The following is a 16,557-nucleotide window of genomic DNA, read 5'->3' on the forward strand; positions in this document are numbered from 1 at the left end:
CCCCCGCAAGCGGGTGGTAGCCCCAGCGCCCCGGCTCTGCCGGCGCTGGCGATCGCCACGGGCGGTAACCTGGACTTTCCAGCCTGAAAGCTTGTGCGTGTATCGGGGAAGGACCTGGCCGGCACGGCCGATGATTGATGAACCGGAAAAGCGTCATCCGCACCCTCACGGCGATCGCCGTTGTGGTGCTGCTGGGTTGGTCATTCTTCTACTTCAGCGACGACACCCGCGGTTATAAGCCCGTTGACACCTCGGTGGCGATGGCTCAGATCAACGGCGACAACGTCAAGAGCGCGCAGATCGACGATCGCGAGCAGCAACTGCGGTTGACGCTTAAGAAGGGCAACAACGACACCGACGGTTCCGACAAGGTCATCACCAAGTACCCCAGTGGCTACGCAGTCGACCTTTTCAACGCGCTCAACGCCAAGAACGCCAAGGTCAGCACGGTCGTCAACCAAGGCAGCATCCTGGGTGAGCTGCTGGTCTACGTGCTGCCGCTGCTGCTGCTGGTCGGCCTGTTCGTGATGTTCTCCCGCATGCAGGGCGGCGCCCGGATGGGCTTTGGCTTCGGCAAATCGCGGGCCAAGCTGCTCTCCAAAGACATGCCCAAGACCACGTTCGCCGACGTCGCGGGCGTCGACGAGGCGGTCGAGGAGCTCTACGAAATCAAGGACTTCCTGCAGAACCCCGGTCGCTATCAGGCTCTCGGCGCCAAGATCCCCAAGGGCGTGCTGCTCTACGGCCCACCCGGGACCGGTAAGACGCTGCTGGCCCGGGCGGTGGCCGGCGAAGCGGGAGTTCCGTTCTTCACCCTCTCCGGTTCCGACTTCGTCGAGATGTTCGTCGGAGTTGGCGCGTCCCGGGTGCGCGACCTGTTTGACCAGGCCAAGCAGAACAGCCCATGCATCATCTTCGTCGATGAGATCGACGCGGTGGGCCGCCAGCGCGGCGCGGGCCTCGGCGGCGGCCACGACGAGCGCGAGCAGACGCTGAACCAGCTGCTCGTCGAGATGGACGGGTTTGACCCGCGCGCCGGTGTCATCTTGATCGCGGCCACCAACCGGCCCGACATCCTCGATCCCGCGCTGCTAAGGCCCGGCCGCTTCGACCGGCAGATCCCGGTGACCAATCCGGACCTCAACGGCCGCAAGGCGATCCTGCACGTGCATTCCAAGGGCAAGCCGATCGCCCCGGACGCCGACCTCGACGGACTGGCCAAGCGGACCGTCGGCATGACCGGCGCCGACCTGGCCAACGTCGTCAATGAGGCGGCGCTGCTGACCGCCCGGGAGAACGGCACCGTGATCACCGGCGCTGCCCTGGAAGAGGCGGTGGACCGGGTGATCGGCGGCCCGCGCCGCAAGGGCCGGATCATCAGCGAGCAGGAGAAGAAGATCACCGCCTACCACGAGGGCGGGCACACCCTGGCGGCCTGGGCGATGCCGGACATCGACCCCGTCTACAAGGTGACGATCCTGGCCCGCGGACGCACCGGCGGGCACGCGGTGGCGGTGCCCGAGGAGGACAAGGGGCTGCGGACCCGATCGGAAATGATCGCCCAGCTGGTCTTCGCGATGGGCGGGCGCGCCGCCGAGGAATTGGTGTTCCGCGAGCCGACGACCGGCGCGGTCTCGGACATCGAAAAGGCTACCCAGGTTGCCCGCGCAATGGTCACCGAGTTCGGGATGAGCTCCAAGCTCGGCGCCGTCAAGTACGGCACCGAGCACGGCGATCCGTTCCTGGGTCGCACGATAGGCACACAACCCGACTACTCCCACGAGGTCGCGCGAGACATCGACGAAGAGATCCGCAAACTCATCGAGGCGGCGCATACCGAAGCATGGGAGATCCTCACCGAATACCGCGACGTGCTCGACACCTTGGCCGGCCAGCTGCTGGAAAAAGAAACACTGCACCGACCCGAGCTGGAAGCGATCTTCGCCGATGTCGAAAAGCGGCCCCGGCTCACCATGTTCGATGATTTCGGTGGCCGAATCCCGTCGGACAAGCCGCCGATCAAGACGCCCGGCGAACTGGCGATCGAGCGCGGTGAGCCCTGGCCCCAGCCGCTGCCCGAGCCCGCGTTCAAGGCAGCCATCGCACACGCGACCCGGGCCGCCGAGGCCGCACCGGCCGCGCAATCGGAGGCCGACCGTACCAGCCACGGCGCCAACGGTTCTCACGCGCCCACCCAGCCCGACTATGGCGCCCCGGCCGGCTGGCACGCGCCTGGATGGCCCCCGCAGCCGTCGCATCGGCCCAGCTATACGGCCGAACCCGCCCCAAGCTATCCCGGCTACGCGGGCGAGCCCTACCAGCCCTATGCGCCGCCGGATCAATCGACGCCGGACGCGGACAAGTCTTCCGACGACGACAAGGACGTAAGTCGGTCCAAGCCGCCGGCCCTCGGCTGACGAACGGAGGATGCGATGTCGCAGCTGGATTCGCGGGAAGTGGTCCCGAGTGTTCGGGTGTTCGACCAGCCACGTGCCGAGGCCGCCATCCGCGAGTTGCTGCTGGCGATCGGCGAAGACCCGGAAAGGGGCGGGTTGCGGGAGACCCCGGCCCGGGTCGCGCGCGCCTACCGCGAGATATTCGCCGGGCTCTACACCGATCCCGACACGGTGCTGAACACCATGTTCGACGAAGAACACGACGAGCTGGTGTTGGTTAAGGCGATCCCGCTGTATTCCACCTGCGAACACCATCTGGTGTCGTTCCACGGAGTGGCCCACGTCGGCTACATCCCCGGCAATGACGGTAGGGTGACTGGCCTGTCGAAGATCGCGCGGCTGGTCGACCTCTACGCCAAGCGGCCACAGGTGCAGGAGCGGCTCACCAGCCAGATCGCCGACGCCCTGGTGAAAAAACTCGATCCGCGCGGGGTAATCGTCGTCATCGAGGCCGAGCACCTGTGCATGGCGATGCGCGGCGTCCGCAAGCCCGGTGCCATCACGACGACGTCGGCGGTGCGTGGCCAGTTCAAGACAAATCCCGCGTCCCGAGCCGAAGCGCTCGACCTCATCCTGCGCAAGTGAGTCCGGCGCCCGTGCAGGTTATGGGGGTCCTGAACGTCACCGACGACTCGTTCTCGGACGGCGGGCGTTATCTCGATGCGCAAAGCGCCGTCGCCCATGGCCTGGCAATGGCCGCCGAAGGCGCGGGAATCGTCGACGTCGGGGGCGAGTCGACCCGGCCGGGTGCCGTACGGGTCGACCCTCGGGTTGAAACCTCTCGTGTGATGCCCGTGGTGAAAGAGCTTGCTGCACAAGGTATTACCGTCAGCATCGACACCATGTGCGCGGACGTCGCGCGGGCGGCGCTGCAGAACGGCGCGCAGATCGTCAACGACGTGTCCGGTGGCCGGGCCGATCCGGCGATGGCTCCGCTGGTGGCCGAAGCGGGTGTGCCGTGGGTGTTGATGCACTGGCGGCCGGTGTCGGCCGACAGCCCGCATCGGGCTCCGCACTACCGCGATGTGGTCGCCGAGGTGCGCGCGGACTTGCTCGCCAGCGTCGCCGACGCGGTCGCCGCGGGCGTCGATCCCGAAAAGCTGGTCATCGATCCCGGGCTTGGATTCGCCAAGACCAGCCAACACAACTGGGCGCTCCTGCATGCATTGCCGGAGTTGGTGGCCACCGGGATTCCGGTACTGTTGGGCGCCTCGCGCAAGCGCTTCCTCGGCGCGTTGTTGGCCGGGCCCGACGGTGCCCCGCGACCACCGGACGGGCGTGAGACGGCGACCGCGGTGATTTCCGCGCTCGCTGCCCTGCACGGGGCCTGGGGCGTGCGGGTGCACGACGTGCGGGCCTCGGTCGACGCGCTCAAGGTCGTCGCGGCATGGAGGGGATGCGATGGCTGACCGAATCGAATTGCGCGGCTTGACAGTTCACGGCTTCCACGGCGTCTACGACCACGAGCGGGTCAGCGGGCAGCCCTTTGTCGTCGATATCGTCATGTGGATCGACCTCGTCCACGCCGCCGAGAGCGACAAGCTGGCCGATACCTATGACTACGCCGGCCTGGCCGAGCGGGCGGCCGAGATCGTCGGCGGACCCCCACGGAACCTGATCGAGACGGTCGGTGCCCAGATCGCCGACCACGTGATGGGCGACGAGCGTGTGCATGCCGTCGAGGTGGTGGTGCACAAGCCGCGGGCCCCCATCGCGCAGACGTTCGCCGATGTGTCGGTGGTGATCCGGCGGTCGCGCCGCGGCGGTCGCGGGTCGGTGATCCCCGCGAGCGAGGTGTGATGACCCGCATAGTGCTTTCCATCGGCTCCAACCTGGGTGACCGGCTGGCACGGCTGCAGTCCGTCGTCGACGGACTAGGCGAAGCGGTGCGCGCGGTGTCTCCGGTATACGAGACCCAACCCTGGGGCGGCGTGGAGCAGGGACCGTTCCTCAACGCGGTCGTGATCGCCGACGACCCGACGTGCGACGGGCAGGGCTGGCTGCGCCGGGCCCAGGAGTTCGAGCGCGCAGCGGGTCGGGTGCGCGGCCAGCACTTCGGCCCACGCACCCTCGACGTCGACCTGATCGCCTGTTACGGCGACACCGAGGTGATCGCGCGCGAAAGCAACCTGACACTGCCGCACCCCCTGGCGCATCTACGGGCGTTCGTGATGGTCCCGTGGCTGGCCGTCGACCCGGGTGCTGAGCTGACGATCGCCGTGGGGCCGCGTCCCGTCGCCCGGCTGCTGGCCGAGCTGGACCCGCCCGACCGGGACGGGGTGCGGCTGTCCGGGCAGGCGCTCACCTGGAATGCAAAGCCGGGATGCTGATGGGACCGACCCGCAAACGTGACCTCACGGTCGCGGTGATCGGCGCTGCGGTGGTGGGTTATCTGCTGGTGGTGGTGCTGTACCGGTGGTTTCCCCCCATCACGGTGTGGACCGGTGCGTCGCTGCTCGTGGTGGCCGCTGCGGAGGCGCTGTGGGCTCGCTTCGTGCGGGCCAAGATCAGCGATGGCGAGATCGGAGACGGGCCCGGTTGGCTGCACCCGCTCGCGGTGGCGCGCAGCTTGGTGGTCGCCAAGGCGTCGGCCTGGGTGGGTGCGCTGGTGCTGGGTTGGTGGATTGGGGTGTTGGTCTACTTTCTGCCCCGGCGGTCGTGGCAGCGGGCGGTTTCCGAGGACACCACCGGCACGGTGGTGGCGGCCGTCAGCGCGCTGGCGTTGGTGATCGCCGCGCTGTGGCTGCAGCATTGCTGCAAATCGCCGCAGGATCCGACCGAGCACGGTGAGGGCGCGGAGGGCTAGGTCGACGTTGCTGACGGCGATCCGAGAATCGCCGGACTCGCGCGACACGCGGATCGACCTGGCCCGGGTACAGTCAGGCCATGACCGTTCTGTCCCGCGGCGCCCGGGTCCGGCGCGGCGGCCGCAGGCCGGGTTGGGTGCTCTTGACGACGTTGCTGCTCCTCGCGATTGGAGCCAGTTCCGCACTGATCTTCACCGACCGCGCGGAACTGCTCAGGCTCGCTGTGATCCTGGCGCTGTGGGCCGCGATCGCCGGCGCGTTCGTGTCCGTGCTCTACCGCCGTCAAAGCGAGGTGGACCAGGCCCGGGCACGGGACATGAAGCTGGTTTATGACCTGCAATTGGACCGCGAGATCTCGGCTCGGCGCGAGTACGAACTGACCGTTGAGTCCCAGCTGCGTCGCGAGCTGGCCTCCGAGCTGCGCGCCCAGGCCGCCGACGAGGTGGCGGCGCTGCGCGCGGAATTGAGCGCGCTGCGAGCCAGCCTCGAGATCTTGTTCGACACCGACCTCGAGCATCGCCCCGCGCTCGGAACCCCGGAGAGACAGGCCGGCGCCGCGCGCGCGTTGAGCGAACGGGCCCAGTATGGCGCCCAAGATGGCGCAGGCTCACCGCGCGACTGGGTGTCCAGCGACTGGGTCACTCCGGTCCGGCATGGCGATGTCGCCAGCCGCACCGACGAACACTCGATCATCGACGTGCCGGAGGAACCGCTGGTGCCGCCCCGGCAGCCCATGACCCCGCGGGAGCCGATCCACCAGCAACCCGATCCCCTATTCGGGCCGCGTCACGCGCCGCCGCCACCACCGCCGGGGCCGTCGCAAGCGGAGTCGCTGGAGTGGCGGCCGGTCCCCGCCGACGGGCGGTGGCTCCCCCCGGGAGCACCGGGGAGCCATTGGGCATCCGACGAGGTCGAGCCGGAGGCCGCGCCGTCGGGCCGGCGGCGGCGCGGCCGGCATGCCGGCCCGGGCGACCAGGTCGACATCCCGTTCGGGGAGGTTCCGACCGGACGCCACTACGGCGGCGAGTCGGGTCGCCGGTCGGGGTCGCGCCATTCGGCGGAGCACCGCGGGGAGCCTGGGCTCGGTGAGCCCCCGGCGCCGTCACCGCAGCCGGACGCACCTTCGCCACCGCGACTGGCCCCGCCGCCGCCACCTGAGCCCGCGCCCCGGCACCGCGGCGCGGAGGTCCCCGCGGAAGGCCGGCGAAGCCTGGATGCAGCCCGTCGGTCCGGTGGCCAGTCGGTCGCCGACCTGCTCGCGCGGCTGCAGACCGAGCCGACCGGGGGCGGCCGGCGGCGCCGACGTGATGGATGACACTGGGTCCCGCCCGCCGGATCGACTACAGTCTTAGTGACCGTCCGGTACCCGAGCATGGGACTGGAACGAACGAACAAGCATGTGAGGTCGTCTGCGATGGTGCAGTTCGACGGTTTGCGCCCGGCCAGGCTCAAGGTGGGAATCATCTCCGCCGGCCGGGTGGGCACCGCGCTGGGCGTCGCGCTGGAGCGCGCAGATCACGTTGTGGTGGCGTGCAGCGCCATCTCCCATGCGTCCCGGCGGCGCGCGCAGCGGCGACTGCCCGATACCCCGGTGTTGTCGCCGCAGGACGTTGCCGCCGCAGCTGAGCTGCTGCTATTGGCGGTTCCCGACGGCGAACTCGCGGGCCTGGTGTCCGGTTTGGCCGCCACCTCGGCGGTGCGGCCCGGCACGATCGTGGCGCACACGTCCGGCGCCAACGGGGTCGGCATTCTGGCACCCCTCACCCAGCAGGGCTGCATACCGCTGGCCATCCACCCGGCGATGACGTTCACCGGCTCCGACGAGGACATCAGCCGGCTGCCGGACACCTGCTTCGGGATCACCGCGGCCGACGACGTCGGGTACGCGATCGCGCAATCGCTGGTGCTGGAAATGGCTGGGGAGCCGTTCTGCGTGCGCGAGGACGCCCGCACCCTCTACCATGCCGCTCTGGCCCATGCGGGCAACCACATCGTGACGGTGCTGACGGATGCGCTCGAGGCGTTGCGCGCCGCCCTGCGCGGCGGCGAACTGCTCGGCCAACAACTCGTCGACGACCAGCCGGGCGGCGTCGCCGAGCGCATCGTCGGGCCGCTGGCGCTGGCGGCGCTGCAGAACACGCTGCAACGCGGGCAGGCCGCGCTCACCGGACCGGTCGCGCGCGGTGACGCGGTCGCGGTTGCCGGGCATCTGGCCGCACTGGAGCGGGTCGATCCGCGACTCGCTCAGGCATATCGGGTCAACGCGCTGCGGACCGCGCAGCGCGCACATGCTCCCGAGGACGTCGTCGAGGTGCTGGCGCGATGAGGACGGCTTTCAAGCCAGGCGAACTCAATGTCTACGCGGCACCGCGTGATGTCACGGATGTGACCCGCGCACTGCGTCACACCGGTCGTCGGGTGATGCTGGTGCCGACCATGGGGGCGCTGCACGAGGGTCACCTCACACTGGTACGCGCGGCCAAGCGGGTGCCCGGCTCGGTGGTCGTGGTGTCGATCTTCGTCAACCCGCTGCAGTTCGGGGCCGGGGAAGATCTCGACGCCTATCCCCGCACCCTCGACGCCGACCTGGAGCTGTTGCGCGCCGAGGGTGTGGAGATGGTGTTCGCGCCGACACCCGCGGCGATGTATCCCAACGGCCTGCGTACCACCGTGCAACCCGGCCCGCTGGCTTCCGAGCTTGAGGGTGGCGCGCGGCCGACCCATTTCGCCGGCGTGCTGACCGTCGTGCTGAAGCTGTTCCAGATCGTGCGACCGGACTCGGCTTTTTTCGGCGAGAAGGACTACCAGCAGCTGGTGCTGATCCGGCAGATGGTCACCGACCTGAACGTCGACGTTGCGATCGTCGGCGTGCCTACCGTCCGGGAGGCCGATGGCTTGGCGATGTCGTCGCGCAACCGCTACCTCGACCCGGGGCAGCGGGAAGCCGCGGTGGCGCTTTCGGCGGCGCTCCTGGCGGGGATGAACGCCGCGCCGGCCGGTGCGCAGGCCGCGCTGGACGCAGCGCATGCCGTGCTGGACGCTGCGCCCACGCTGAGCGTCGACTACCTCGAGGTGCGCGACGCCGACCTGGGTCCCGCGCCCGCCAACGGACCCGGTCGGCTGCTGGTCGCGGCCAGACTGGGCACCACCAGGCTGCTGGACAACATCGCACTCGAGATTGGAACTCTCGCCGCCACCGCAGGGGCGGACGAAAATCGTGTCCTTGAATCCCTTTGGAGGAACTGATGTTACGGACGATGCTGAAGTCGAAGATCCACCGCGCCACCGTCACCCGGGCGGATCTGCATTACGTGGGCTCGGTGACCATCGACGCAGACCTGATGGATGCCGCGGACCTGCTCGAGGGCGAACAAGTGACCATCGTCGACATCGACAACGGGGCCCGGCTCGTCACCTACGCGATCACCGGCGAGCGAGGCAGCGGGGTCATCGGAATCAACGGTGCCGCAGCGCATCTCGTACATCCGGGCGACCTGGTGATCCTGATCGCCTACGGAACGATGCAGGACGCCGAGGCGCGCGCCTACCAGCCACGGATCGTGTTCGTCGACGCCCACAACAAGCAGGTTGACCTGGGCCACGATCCGGCCTTCGTGCCAGCAGACGCGGGCGAGCTTCTTGACCCCCGGATCGGCGTGCGGTAACCGTGCTGCTGGCGATCGACGTTCGCAACACCCACACCGTCGTCGGCCTATTGTCCGGGGCCAAGGAGCACGCCAAAGTCGTGCAGCATTGGCGGATACGCACCGAATCCGAGGTCACCGCAGACGAACTGGCGCTGACGATCGACGGTCTGATCGGTGAGGACTCCGAGCGGCTCACCGGGGCCGCCGCCCTGTCCACGGTCCCCTCGGTGCTGCACGAGGTGCGGATCATGCTCGACCAGTACTGGCCGTCGGTGCCACACGTGTTGATCGAGCCGGGCGTCCGGACCGGCATTCCGCTGCTGGTCGACAATCCGAAAGAGGTTGGGGCCGACCGGATTGTGAACTGCCTGGCCGCCTACAACCGATTCAGAAGGGCCGCCATCGTCGTCGATTTCGGGTCGTCGATCTGTGTGGATGTCGTTTCGGCCAAGGGCGAATTTCTTGGCGGCGCCATCGCCCCGGGCGTCCAGGTTTCTTCGGATGCCGCCGCGGCCCGCTCCGCCGCCCTGCGCCGCGTCGAATTGGCTCGCCCCCGTTCGGTGGTCGGCAAGAACACCGTCGAATGCATGCAGGCGGGCGCGGTGTTCGGCTTCGCGGGGCTCGTCGACGGCTTGGTCGGCCGCATCCGCGAGGACGTGGACGGTTTCTCCGGCGACCTAGGCGATCAGGTCGCGATCGTGGCAACCGGGCATACCGCCCCCCTGCTGTTGCCCGAGCTGCACACCGTCGCCCACTACGACCAGCACCTGACCCTGCACGGTCTGCGGCTCGTCTTCGAACGCAACCGGGAAGCCCAGCGCGGCCGGCTAAAGACCGCGCGCTGACGCGTTCCCCGCATCGAGTCTGCGCACAGGACCGGTCTGCCCGTCGTTTTCGCACCGTCAGCGCAGGCTCGACGCCGCCAGCGCAGGCTCGACGCCCGCGGCGGGCGTCGGCGCGAGTTCATTTAAGCTGGCACGTCGTGAGCGCCGCCGACCTTCCCGAGCAGTTTCGTATCCGCCGGGAAAAACGCGCTCGCCTGCTGGCGGAGGGGCGTGACCCCTACCCCGTCGCCGTGCCGCGCACGCACACCCTGGCCGAGATTCGCGCCGCCTACCCCGACCTGGCGATCGACACCGCGACCGACGACATCGTCGGTGTCGCGGGCCGGGTCGTCTTCGCGCGTAACACCGGAAAGCTGTGCTTTGCGACGCTGCAGGACGGGGACGGCACCCACCTGCAGGTGATGATCAGCCTCGACAAGGTGGGCCAGGTCGCTCTCGACGCGTGGAAGGCCGCAGTCGATATCGGCGACATCGTCTTCGTGCACGGCACCGTGATCAGTTCACGGCGCGGCGAACTCTCCGTCCTGGCCGACTCCTGGCAGATGGCGGCCAAGTCGTTGCGGCCGCTGCCCGTCGCGCACAAGGAGATGAGCGAAGAGTCGCGGGTTCGGCAGCGTTACGTCGACCTGATCGTCCACCCGCACGCGCGCGGGTACGCGCGGCAGCGGATTGCCGTCGTCCGCGCGATACGGAACGCGCTGGAACGCCGCGGCTTCCTCGAAGTCGAGACGCCTATCTTGCAGACGCTGGCCGGTGGCGCGGCGGCCCGGCCGTTCGTCACCCATTCGAATGCCCTGGACATCGATCTTTACCTGCGGATCGCGCCGGAACTGTTCCTGAAGCGCTGCATCGTCGGCGGTTTCGACAAGGTCTTCGAACTAAATCGAGTGTTCCGAAACGAAGGAGCCGATTCCACGCATTCCCCAGAATTCTCCATGCTGGAGACCTACCAGACCTACGGAACGTATGACGATTCGGCGGTGGTCACGCGGGAGCTTATTCAAGAGGTGGCCGACGAGGCGATCGGGACCAGACAACTGCCGATGCCTGACGGCAGTGTCTACGACATCGACGGAGAATGGGCGACTATTCAAATGTACCCATCGCTGTCCGCGGCGCTCGGCGAAGAGATCACCCCGCAGACGACGGTTGAGCGCTTACGCGACATCGCGGATCGACTGAGTTTGGACAAGGGCCCAGCGACCCCTGGCTTCGGTCATGGCAAACTCGTCGAGGAACTCTGGGAGCACACAGTCGGCAACACGCTGAGCGCGCCCACATTCGTCAGGGATTTCCCCGTCGAGACAACACCTTTGACCCGCCAGCACCGCAGTATCCCCGGGGTGACCGAAAAGTGGGACCTATACTTGCACGGAGTCGAGCTGGCCACCGGGTACTCCGAATTGACCGACCCGGTGGTACAGCGGCAGAGATTCGCCGACCAGGCGCGTGCCGCGGCCGCGGGCGATGACGAGGCAATGCAGCTCGACGAGGATTTTCTGGCCGCCCTGGAGTACGCGATGCCGCCGTGCACCGGTACCGGAATGGGTATCGATCGGTTGTTGATGTCTTTGACCGGCCTGTCAATTCGGGAGACTGTTTTGTTCCCGATTGTTCGACCACACTCCAACTGAACTGTGCGTGTTGCGTCTGGATTGAGTATTCTGCGTTTGTATGGCAGATTGGTATCCGGGGAGTCAATCCAAGCTGCACAGTACGCACACGAAGAAACGCGAGGGTGAGCCAATGGCGAAGAAAGTAACCGTCACCTTGGTCGATGATTTCGACGGTTCAGGCGCCGCCGATGAAACGGTCGAATTTGGGCTTGACGGGGTGACCTATGAGATTGACCTTTCGACCAAGAATGCAGCGAAACTGCGCAGCGACCTGAAGCAATGGGTCGCAGCCGGTCGCCGCGTTGGCGGTCGTCGGCGCGGGCGTTCCGGCTCCGGGCGCGGTCGCGGCGCGATCGACCGCGAGCAGAGCGCCGCAATACGGGAATGGGCTCGTCGCAACGGGCACAACGTCTCGACTCGTGGCCGCATCCCGGCCGACGTGATCGACGCTTTCCACGCCGCAAACTAATCAAAGGCGTTCACCGGCGCCCGGGCCCAGCGGCCCCGGGCGCCGGTGCTTTGTCATTTTCTCCCGGCGTTCGCTAGTGGCGTAACCGATCACCGGTCAGCGCTGGAAACGTTTTGGTGGTTTATTTGTTGCGTTGGAGTTGTCGGGCCAGACCAGCGCGAGAGGGCAACGTTAGGAACCCCGGCAGGCCGACCATTACAGTGGACGGCAGGTACGCGGTGTCGGCTCCTGCCGGCAATGACGAAGTACCGATGGTGAGGGAGAGCAGGTAGCCACCGATGTTCGAACGATTTACCGACCGTGCCCGCAGGGTCGTCGTCCTGGCGCAAGAAGAGGCCCGGATGCTCAACCACAACTACATCGGCACCGAGCACATCCTGTTGGGCCTGATCCACGAGGGCGAGGGCGTGGCGGCCAAGTCGCTGGAGTCGCTGGGGATCTCGCTGGAAGGCGTCCGCAGCCAGGTCGAGGAGATCATCGGCCAGGGCCAGCAAGCGCCGTCGGGGCATATCCCGTTCACCCCACGCGCCAAGAAGGTCCTCGAGCTGAGCCTGCGTGAGGCGCTGCAACTCGGCCACAACTACATCGGGACCGAGCACATTCTGCTGGGCCTGATCCGTGAGGGTGAAGGTGTTGCCGCCCAGGTCCTGGTCAAGCTGGGCGCCGAACTCACCCGGGTGCGCCAGCAGGTGATCCAGCTGCTCTCCGGGTACCAGGGCAAGGAAGCAGCGGAAGCCGGGACCGGTGGCCGGGGGGGAGAGTCCGGCTCTCCTTCCACTTCCCTGGTGCTCGACCAGTTCGGGCGCAACCTGACCGCGGCCGCGATGGAGGGCAAGTTGGACCCAGTCATCGGCCGCGAGAAGGAAATCGAGCGGGTGATGCAGGTGCTGAGCCGGCGCACCAAGAACAACCCGGTGCTGATCGGCGAGCCCGGTGTCGGCAAGACCGCCGTCGTCGAAGGGCTCGCGCAAGCGATCGTGCACGGCGAGGTCCCCGAAACTCTGAAGGACAAGCAGCTCTACACGCTGGATCTGGGATCGCTGGTGGCCGGCTCACGCTACCGCGGTGACTTCGAGGAACGCCTGAAGAAGGTGCTCAAGGAGATCAACACCCGCGGCGACATCATCCTGTTCATCGACGAGCTGCACACGCTGGTCGGCGCCGGCGCGGCCGAGGGTGCGATCGACGCGGCAAGCATTCTCAAGCCCAAGCTGGCCCGCGGCGAGCTGCAGACGATCGGCGCCACCACGCTCGACGAGTACCGCAAGTACATCGAAAAGGACGCCGCGCTGGAACGCCGCTTCCAGCCGGTGCAGGTGGGGGAGCCGACGGTGGAGCACACCATCGAGATCCTCAAGGGCCTGCGCGACCGCTACGAAGCCCACCACCGGGTTTCGATCAGCGACTCCGCGATCGTGGCCGCCGCCACCCTGGCCGACCGCTACATCAACGACCGGTTCCTGCCGGACAAGGCCATCGACCTGATCGACGAGGCCGGCGCTCGGATGCGCATCCGCCGCATGACCGCGCCGCCGGACCTGCGCGAGTATGACGAGAAGATCGCCGAGGCGCGCCGGGAGAAGGAGTCGGCGATCGATGCGCAGGACTTCGAGAAGGCCGCCAGCCTGCGCGACCGCGAGAAGCAACTGGTCGCCCAGCGCGCCGAGCGCGAAAAGCAATGGCGTTCGGGCGATCTCGACGTGGTGGCCGAGGTCGACGACAACGAGATCGCCGAGGTGCTGGGCAACTGGACCGGCATCCCGGTGTTCAAGCTCACCGAGGCCGAGACCACGCGCCTGCTGCGCATGGAGGAGGAGCTGCACAAGCGGATCATCGGCCAGGAGGATGCCGTCAAGGCCGTCTCCAAGGCGATCCGTCGTACCCGCGCCGGGCTGAAAGACCCCAAGCGCCCGTCGGGTTCGTTCATCTTCGCCGGCCCGTCGGGCGTCGGTAAGACCGAGCTGTCCAAGGCGCTGGCCAACTTCTTGTTCGGCGACGACGACGCGCTCATCCAGATCGACATGGGCGAGTTCCACGACCGGTTCACCGCGTCGCGGTTGTTCGGTGCGCCGCCGGGGTATGTCGGCTACGAGGAGGGTGGCCAGCTCACCGAGAAGGTGCGTCGCAAGCCGTTCTCGGTGGTGCTGTTCGACGAGATCGAGAAGGCGCATCAGGAGATCTACAACAGCCTGTTGCAGGTCCTCGAGGATGGCCGGCTCACCGACGGGCAGGGCCGCACGGTGGACTTCAAGAACACCGTGCTGATCTTTACGTCCAACCTGGGCACCTCCGACATCTCCAAGCCGGTCGGGTTGGGCTTCACCAAGGGCGGTGGGGAGAACGACTACGAGCGGATGAAGCAGAAGGTCAACGACGAGCTCAAGAAGCACTTCCGGCCCGAGTTCCTCAACCGCATCGACGAGGTCATCGTCTTCCACCAGCTGACCCGCGACGAGATCATCCGGATGGTCGACCTGATGATCAGCCGGGTCGCGGGCCAGCTCAAGAGCAAGGACATGGCGCTGGAGCTGACCGACAAGGCCAAGTCGCTGCTGGCCAAGCGCGGCTTCGACCCGGTGCTGGGTGCGCGTCCGTTGCGGCGCACCATCCAGCGCGAGATCGAGGACCAGCTGTCGGAGAAGATCCTCTTCGAGGAGGTCGGGCCGGGACAGGTCGTCACCGTCGACGTCGACAACTGGGACGGCGAAGGCCCCGGCGAGGACGCGGTATTCACCTTCACCGGAACCCGCAGGCCGCCGGCCGAGCCGGATCTGGCCAAGGCTGGAGCGCACAGCGCGGGAGGCGCCGGGCCGACCGCGCAGTAGCGGCGACCTGCGAGACACCTTGACGGGCGGTGATCGATCCTGCTCGGGCCCCTTCTGGTCTGTCTGGACAGCCTGGTTGAAACCCCAACCGTCAGGTCGTGAAGGACGATATACTCCCGCTGATTCCTTAGGAGGTGTTCCATGTCGTTTGTGATCGCGGCGCCGGAGTTGGTGGGGGCGGCGGCGTCGGATTTGGCGAGTATTGGGTCGGCGATCAGTTCGGCCAATGCGGCGGCGGCGGTCCCGACGGCGGGGGTGTTGGCGGCGGGTGCCGACGAGGTATCGGCGGCTATCGCGGCGTTTTTTGGGGCGCATGCGCAGGCGTATCAGGCGCTTAGTGCGCAGGCGGCGGCGTTTCATGCGCAGTTTGTGCAGGCGTTGAACGCGGGCGCGGGCGCGTATGCGGCCGCCGAGGCCGCCAACGTGCAGCAGAGTCTGCTGAATCTGGTGAATGCGCCCACCCAGGCGTTGTTGGGCCGTCCGTTGATCGGCGACGGTGCTAATGGCACGGCGCCGGGGCAGTCCGGTGGGGCTGGGGGGTTGTTGTTCGGCAACGGCGGCAACGGCGCGCCAGGGACGAACGCCGGGGTGGCCGGCGGTAACGGCGGGGCCGCGGGGTTGATCGGCCACGGCGGGGCCGGTGGTGTCGGCGGGCCGGGTGCCGCCGGGGGGGCCGGCGGGACCGGTGGGTGGCTGTATGGCAACGGCGGCGCCGGCGGTAACGGCGGGGCCGCCACCGTCCCCGGCGGCATCGGCGGGGCCGGCGGGGCCGGCGGGGCCGCGTGGCTATTCGGTAACGGCGGGGCCGGCGGTCGCGGCGCGGATGGCGCGATCGGCGCCAACGGCGTCAACCCCGTCACCGACCCGGCGGCCCCCGGGGACCCCGGGACTAATAGCAACAACGCGAGTGGCGGGCCAGGAGGGCCGGGCGATCCCGGCACCCTGTTCGGGCAGACCGGCGGCGACGGTGGTCAGGGCGGCAAGGGCCCTAGCGGCGGTGACGGCGGCAACGGCGGTGACGGCGGGCCCGGCGCGCCCGGTGGCACGGGTGGCGCGGGCGGTAACGGGGGCGTCGGCGGCCGTGGTGGGCTGCTAGTCGGTGACGGCGGCGCCGGCGGTGCCGGCGGCGCCGGGGCGGTCGGTGGCACCGGTGCACAGGGCGGCACCGGCGGCGATGGCGGACAAGGCGGCGCGAATATCAGCCCGTTGCTGTTTTTTGGGGGTGACGGCGGTGACGCGGGCAACGGCGGCAGTGGCGGAGTCGGCGGTGCCGGAGGCGACGGCGGAATTGGCGGCGCGGGCGGCGCGGGCGGACTGTTCGGCGCCTCGGGCAGCCATGGGCTCGGCGGCGCTGCAGGCAGCGGCGGGAGTGGCGGGATAGGTGGCCAGCCTGGTCAGCCTGGCACCGGTGGTGGGAGTGGGAAGACGGCCGGCGGCGTCGGCGGCTCAGGGAGCCCGGGTGCGCCCGGCCAGCCCGGCCCGTCCGGCCAGCCCGGCTAACATCTGCTGGAGGTTGGCCAGCGGTCTACGGTTTACACTGACGGGTGTTGTCAGTTGTTTGATGAGCGCCGGAATCCGGTGAGACTCCCCAACGGTCGCGCCACTGAACAAAGTCAAACCCGGTGCTCGTCATCAGCGCCGAAGCGGGACGCGATATCCCAGAAGGAGTGGACTGTGGCGAATTCCCATACGGCCCAGGTCGGATCGGTAGATCTGTCGGCGGCAAGCGCGGCGCTCTGGTTGGCGGCCACCGCCGTGCTGGCGCTGCTGGCCATCTACTTCGTCGGCTTCGACCAGGGCGCCGTGTCGCTCTTCGGCAGCGACTCGCACGTGCACGAATTCTTTCACGACGCACGGCATCTGCTCGGATTTCCCTGCCACTGAGCAGCTGT

General features: G+C 68.1%; 16 protein-coding genes. All 16 read left to right on the plus strand.

The genetic code is table 11. From position 1 onward, the window contains the following. Positions 1-137 precede the first annotated feature (137 nt). On the plus strand, positions 138-2,417 hold the full coding sequence (gene ftsH / locus G6N24_RS23070) for an ATP-dependent zinc metalloprotease FtsH (protein WP_085157125.1): 2,280 nt from the start codon (positions 138-140) through the stop codon (positions 2,415-2,417). Positions 2,418-2,432: 15 nt separating this feature from the next. Then, positions 2,433-3,041 (plus strand): GTP cyclohydrolase I FolE, encoded by a 609-nt coding sequence (gene folE, locus G6N24_RS23075; RefSeq protein ID WP_085157122.1) that lies wholly within the window; start codon positions 2,433-2,435, stop codon positions 3,039-3,041. Then, a complete protein-coding gene (folP, locus tag G6N24_RS23080) occupies positions 3,038-3,865 on the plus strand; it encodes a dihydropteroate synthase (protein ID WP_085157119.1) in 828 nt (275 codons plus the stop codon). The genes folE and folP overlap by 4 nt, the downstream gene beginning before the upstream one ends. Next, positions 3,858-4,256, plus strand: a complete 399-nt coding sequence (gene folB / locus G6N24_RS23085; protein ID WP_085157116.1) for a dihydroneopterin aldolase — start codon at positions 3,858-3,860, stop codon at positions 4,254-4,256. The genes folP and folB overlap by 8 nt, the downstream gene beginning before the upstream one ends. After that, entirely contained in the window at positions 4,256-4,786 is a 531-nt protein-coding gene (gene folK, locus G6N24_RS23090) for a 2-amino-4-hydroxy-6-hydroxymethyldihydropteridine diphosphokinase (protein ID WP_085157113.1), read from the plus strand. The genes folB and folK overlap by 1 nt, the downstream gene beginning before the upstream one ends. Then, positions 4,786-5,262 carry a DUF3180 domain-containing protein gene (locus tag G6N24_RS23095; protein WP_085157190.1) on the plus strand — a complete coding sequence of 159 codons (477 nt, stop codon included), beginning with the start codon at positions 4,786-4,788 and terminating at the stop codon, positions 5,260-5,262. Before folK ends, G6N24_RS23095 begins: the two co-directional genes overlap by 1 nt. An 80-nt stretch (positions 5,263-5,342) precedes the next feature. Then, complete coding sequence (locus G6N24_RS23100) at positions 5,343-6,578, plus strand: DUF6779 domain-containing protein (RefSeq protein WP_085157110.1); 1,236 nt, start codon at positions 5,343-5,345, stop codon at positions 6,576-6,578. Positions 6,579-6,677: 99 nt separating this feature from the next. After that, positions 6,678-7,589: a Rossmann-like and DUF2520 domain-containing protein gene (locus G6N24_RS23105; protein ID WP_085157187.1), complete on the plus strand. Its 912-nt coding sequence runs from the start codon at positions 6,678-6,680 to the stop codon at positions 7,587-7,589. Next, the gene (panC, locus tag G6N24_RS23110) at positions 7,586-8,509 is read left to right on the plus strand and encodes a pantoate--beta-alanine ligase (protein ID WP_085157107.1); all 924 of its coding nucleotides are present in this window, start codon (positions 7,586-7,588) and stop codon (positions 8,507-8,509) included. Before G6N24_RS23105 ends, panC begins: the two co-directional genes overlap by 4 nt. Then, positions 8,509-8,928, plus strand: coding sequence for an aspartate 1-decarboxylase (panD, locus tag G6N24_RS23115; protein WP_085157104.1), 420 nt, complete (start codon positions 8,509-8,511; stop codon positions 8,926-8,928). Before panC ends, panD begins: the two co-directional genes overlap by 1 nt. Before the next feature lie 2 nt (positions 8,929-8,930). Continuing rightward, positions 8,931-9,755, plus strand: a complete 825-nt coding sequence (locus G6N24_RS23120) for a type III pantothenate kinase (RefSeq protein WP_085157101.1) — start codon at positions 8,931-8,933, stop codon at positions 9,753-9,755. Positions 9,756-9,892: 137 nt separating this feature from the next. After that, a complete protein-coding gene (lysS, locus tag G6N24_RS23125; protein WP_085157098.1) occupies positions 9,893-11,389 on the plus strand; it encodes a lysine--tRNA ligase in 1,497 nt (498 codons plus the stop codon). A gap of 112 nt (positions 11,390-11,501) precedes the next feature. Further along, entirely contained in the window at positions 11,502-11,840 is a 339-nt protein-coding gene (gene lsr2, locus G6N24_RS23130) for a histone-like nucleoid-structuring protein Lsr2 (RefSeq protein WP_085157095.1), read from the plus strand. Between the two features lie 278 nt (positions 11,841-12,118). Next, positions 12,119-14,665, plus strand: a complete 2,547-nt coding sequence (gene clpC1, locus G6N24_RS23135) for an ATP-dependent protease ATP-binding subunit ClpC (RefSeq protein ID WP_085157092.1) — start codon at positions 12,119-12,121, stop codon at positions 14,663-14,665. Between the two features lie 141 nt (positions 14,666-14,806). Then, complete coding sequence (locus G6N24_RS23140) at positions 14,807-16,165, plus strand: PE family protein (protein WP_085157088.1); 1,359 nt, start codon at positions 14,807-14,809, stop codon at positions 16,163-16,165. 174 nt (positions 16,166-16,339) lie between these two features. Then, positions 16,340-16,549: a CbtB domain-containing protein gene (locus tag G6N24_RS23145; protein WP_085157085.1), complete on the plus strand. Its 210-nt coding sequence runs from the start codon at positions 16,340-16,342 to the stop codon at positions 16,547-16,549. The last annotated feature ends 8 nt before the right edge of the window (positions 16,550-16,557 follow it).

The sequence above is a fragment of the Mycobacterium lacus genome (assembly GCF_010731535.1).
In the GTDB taxonomy this organism is placed as follows: domain Bacteria; phylum Actinomycetota; class Actinomycetes; order Mycobacteriales; family Mycobacteriaceae; genus Mycobacterium; species Mycobacterium lacus.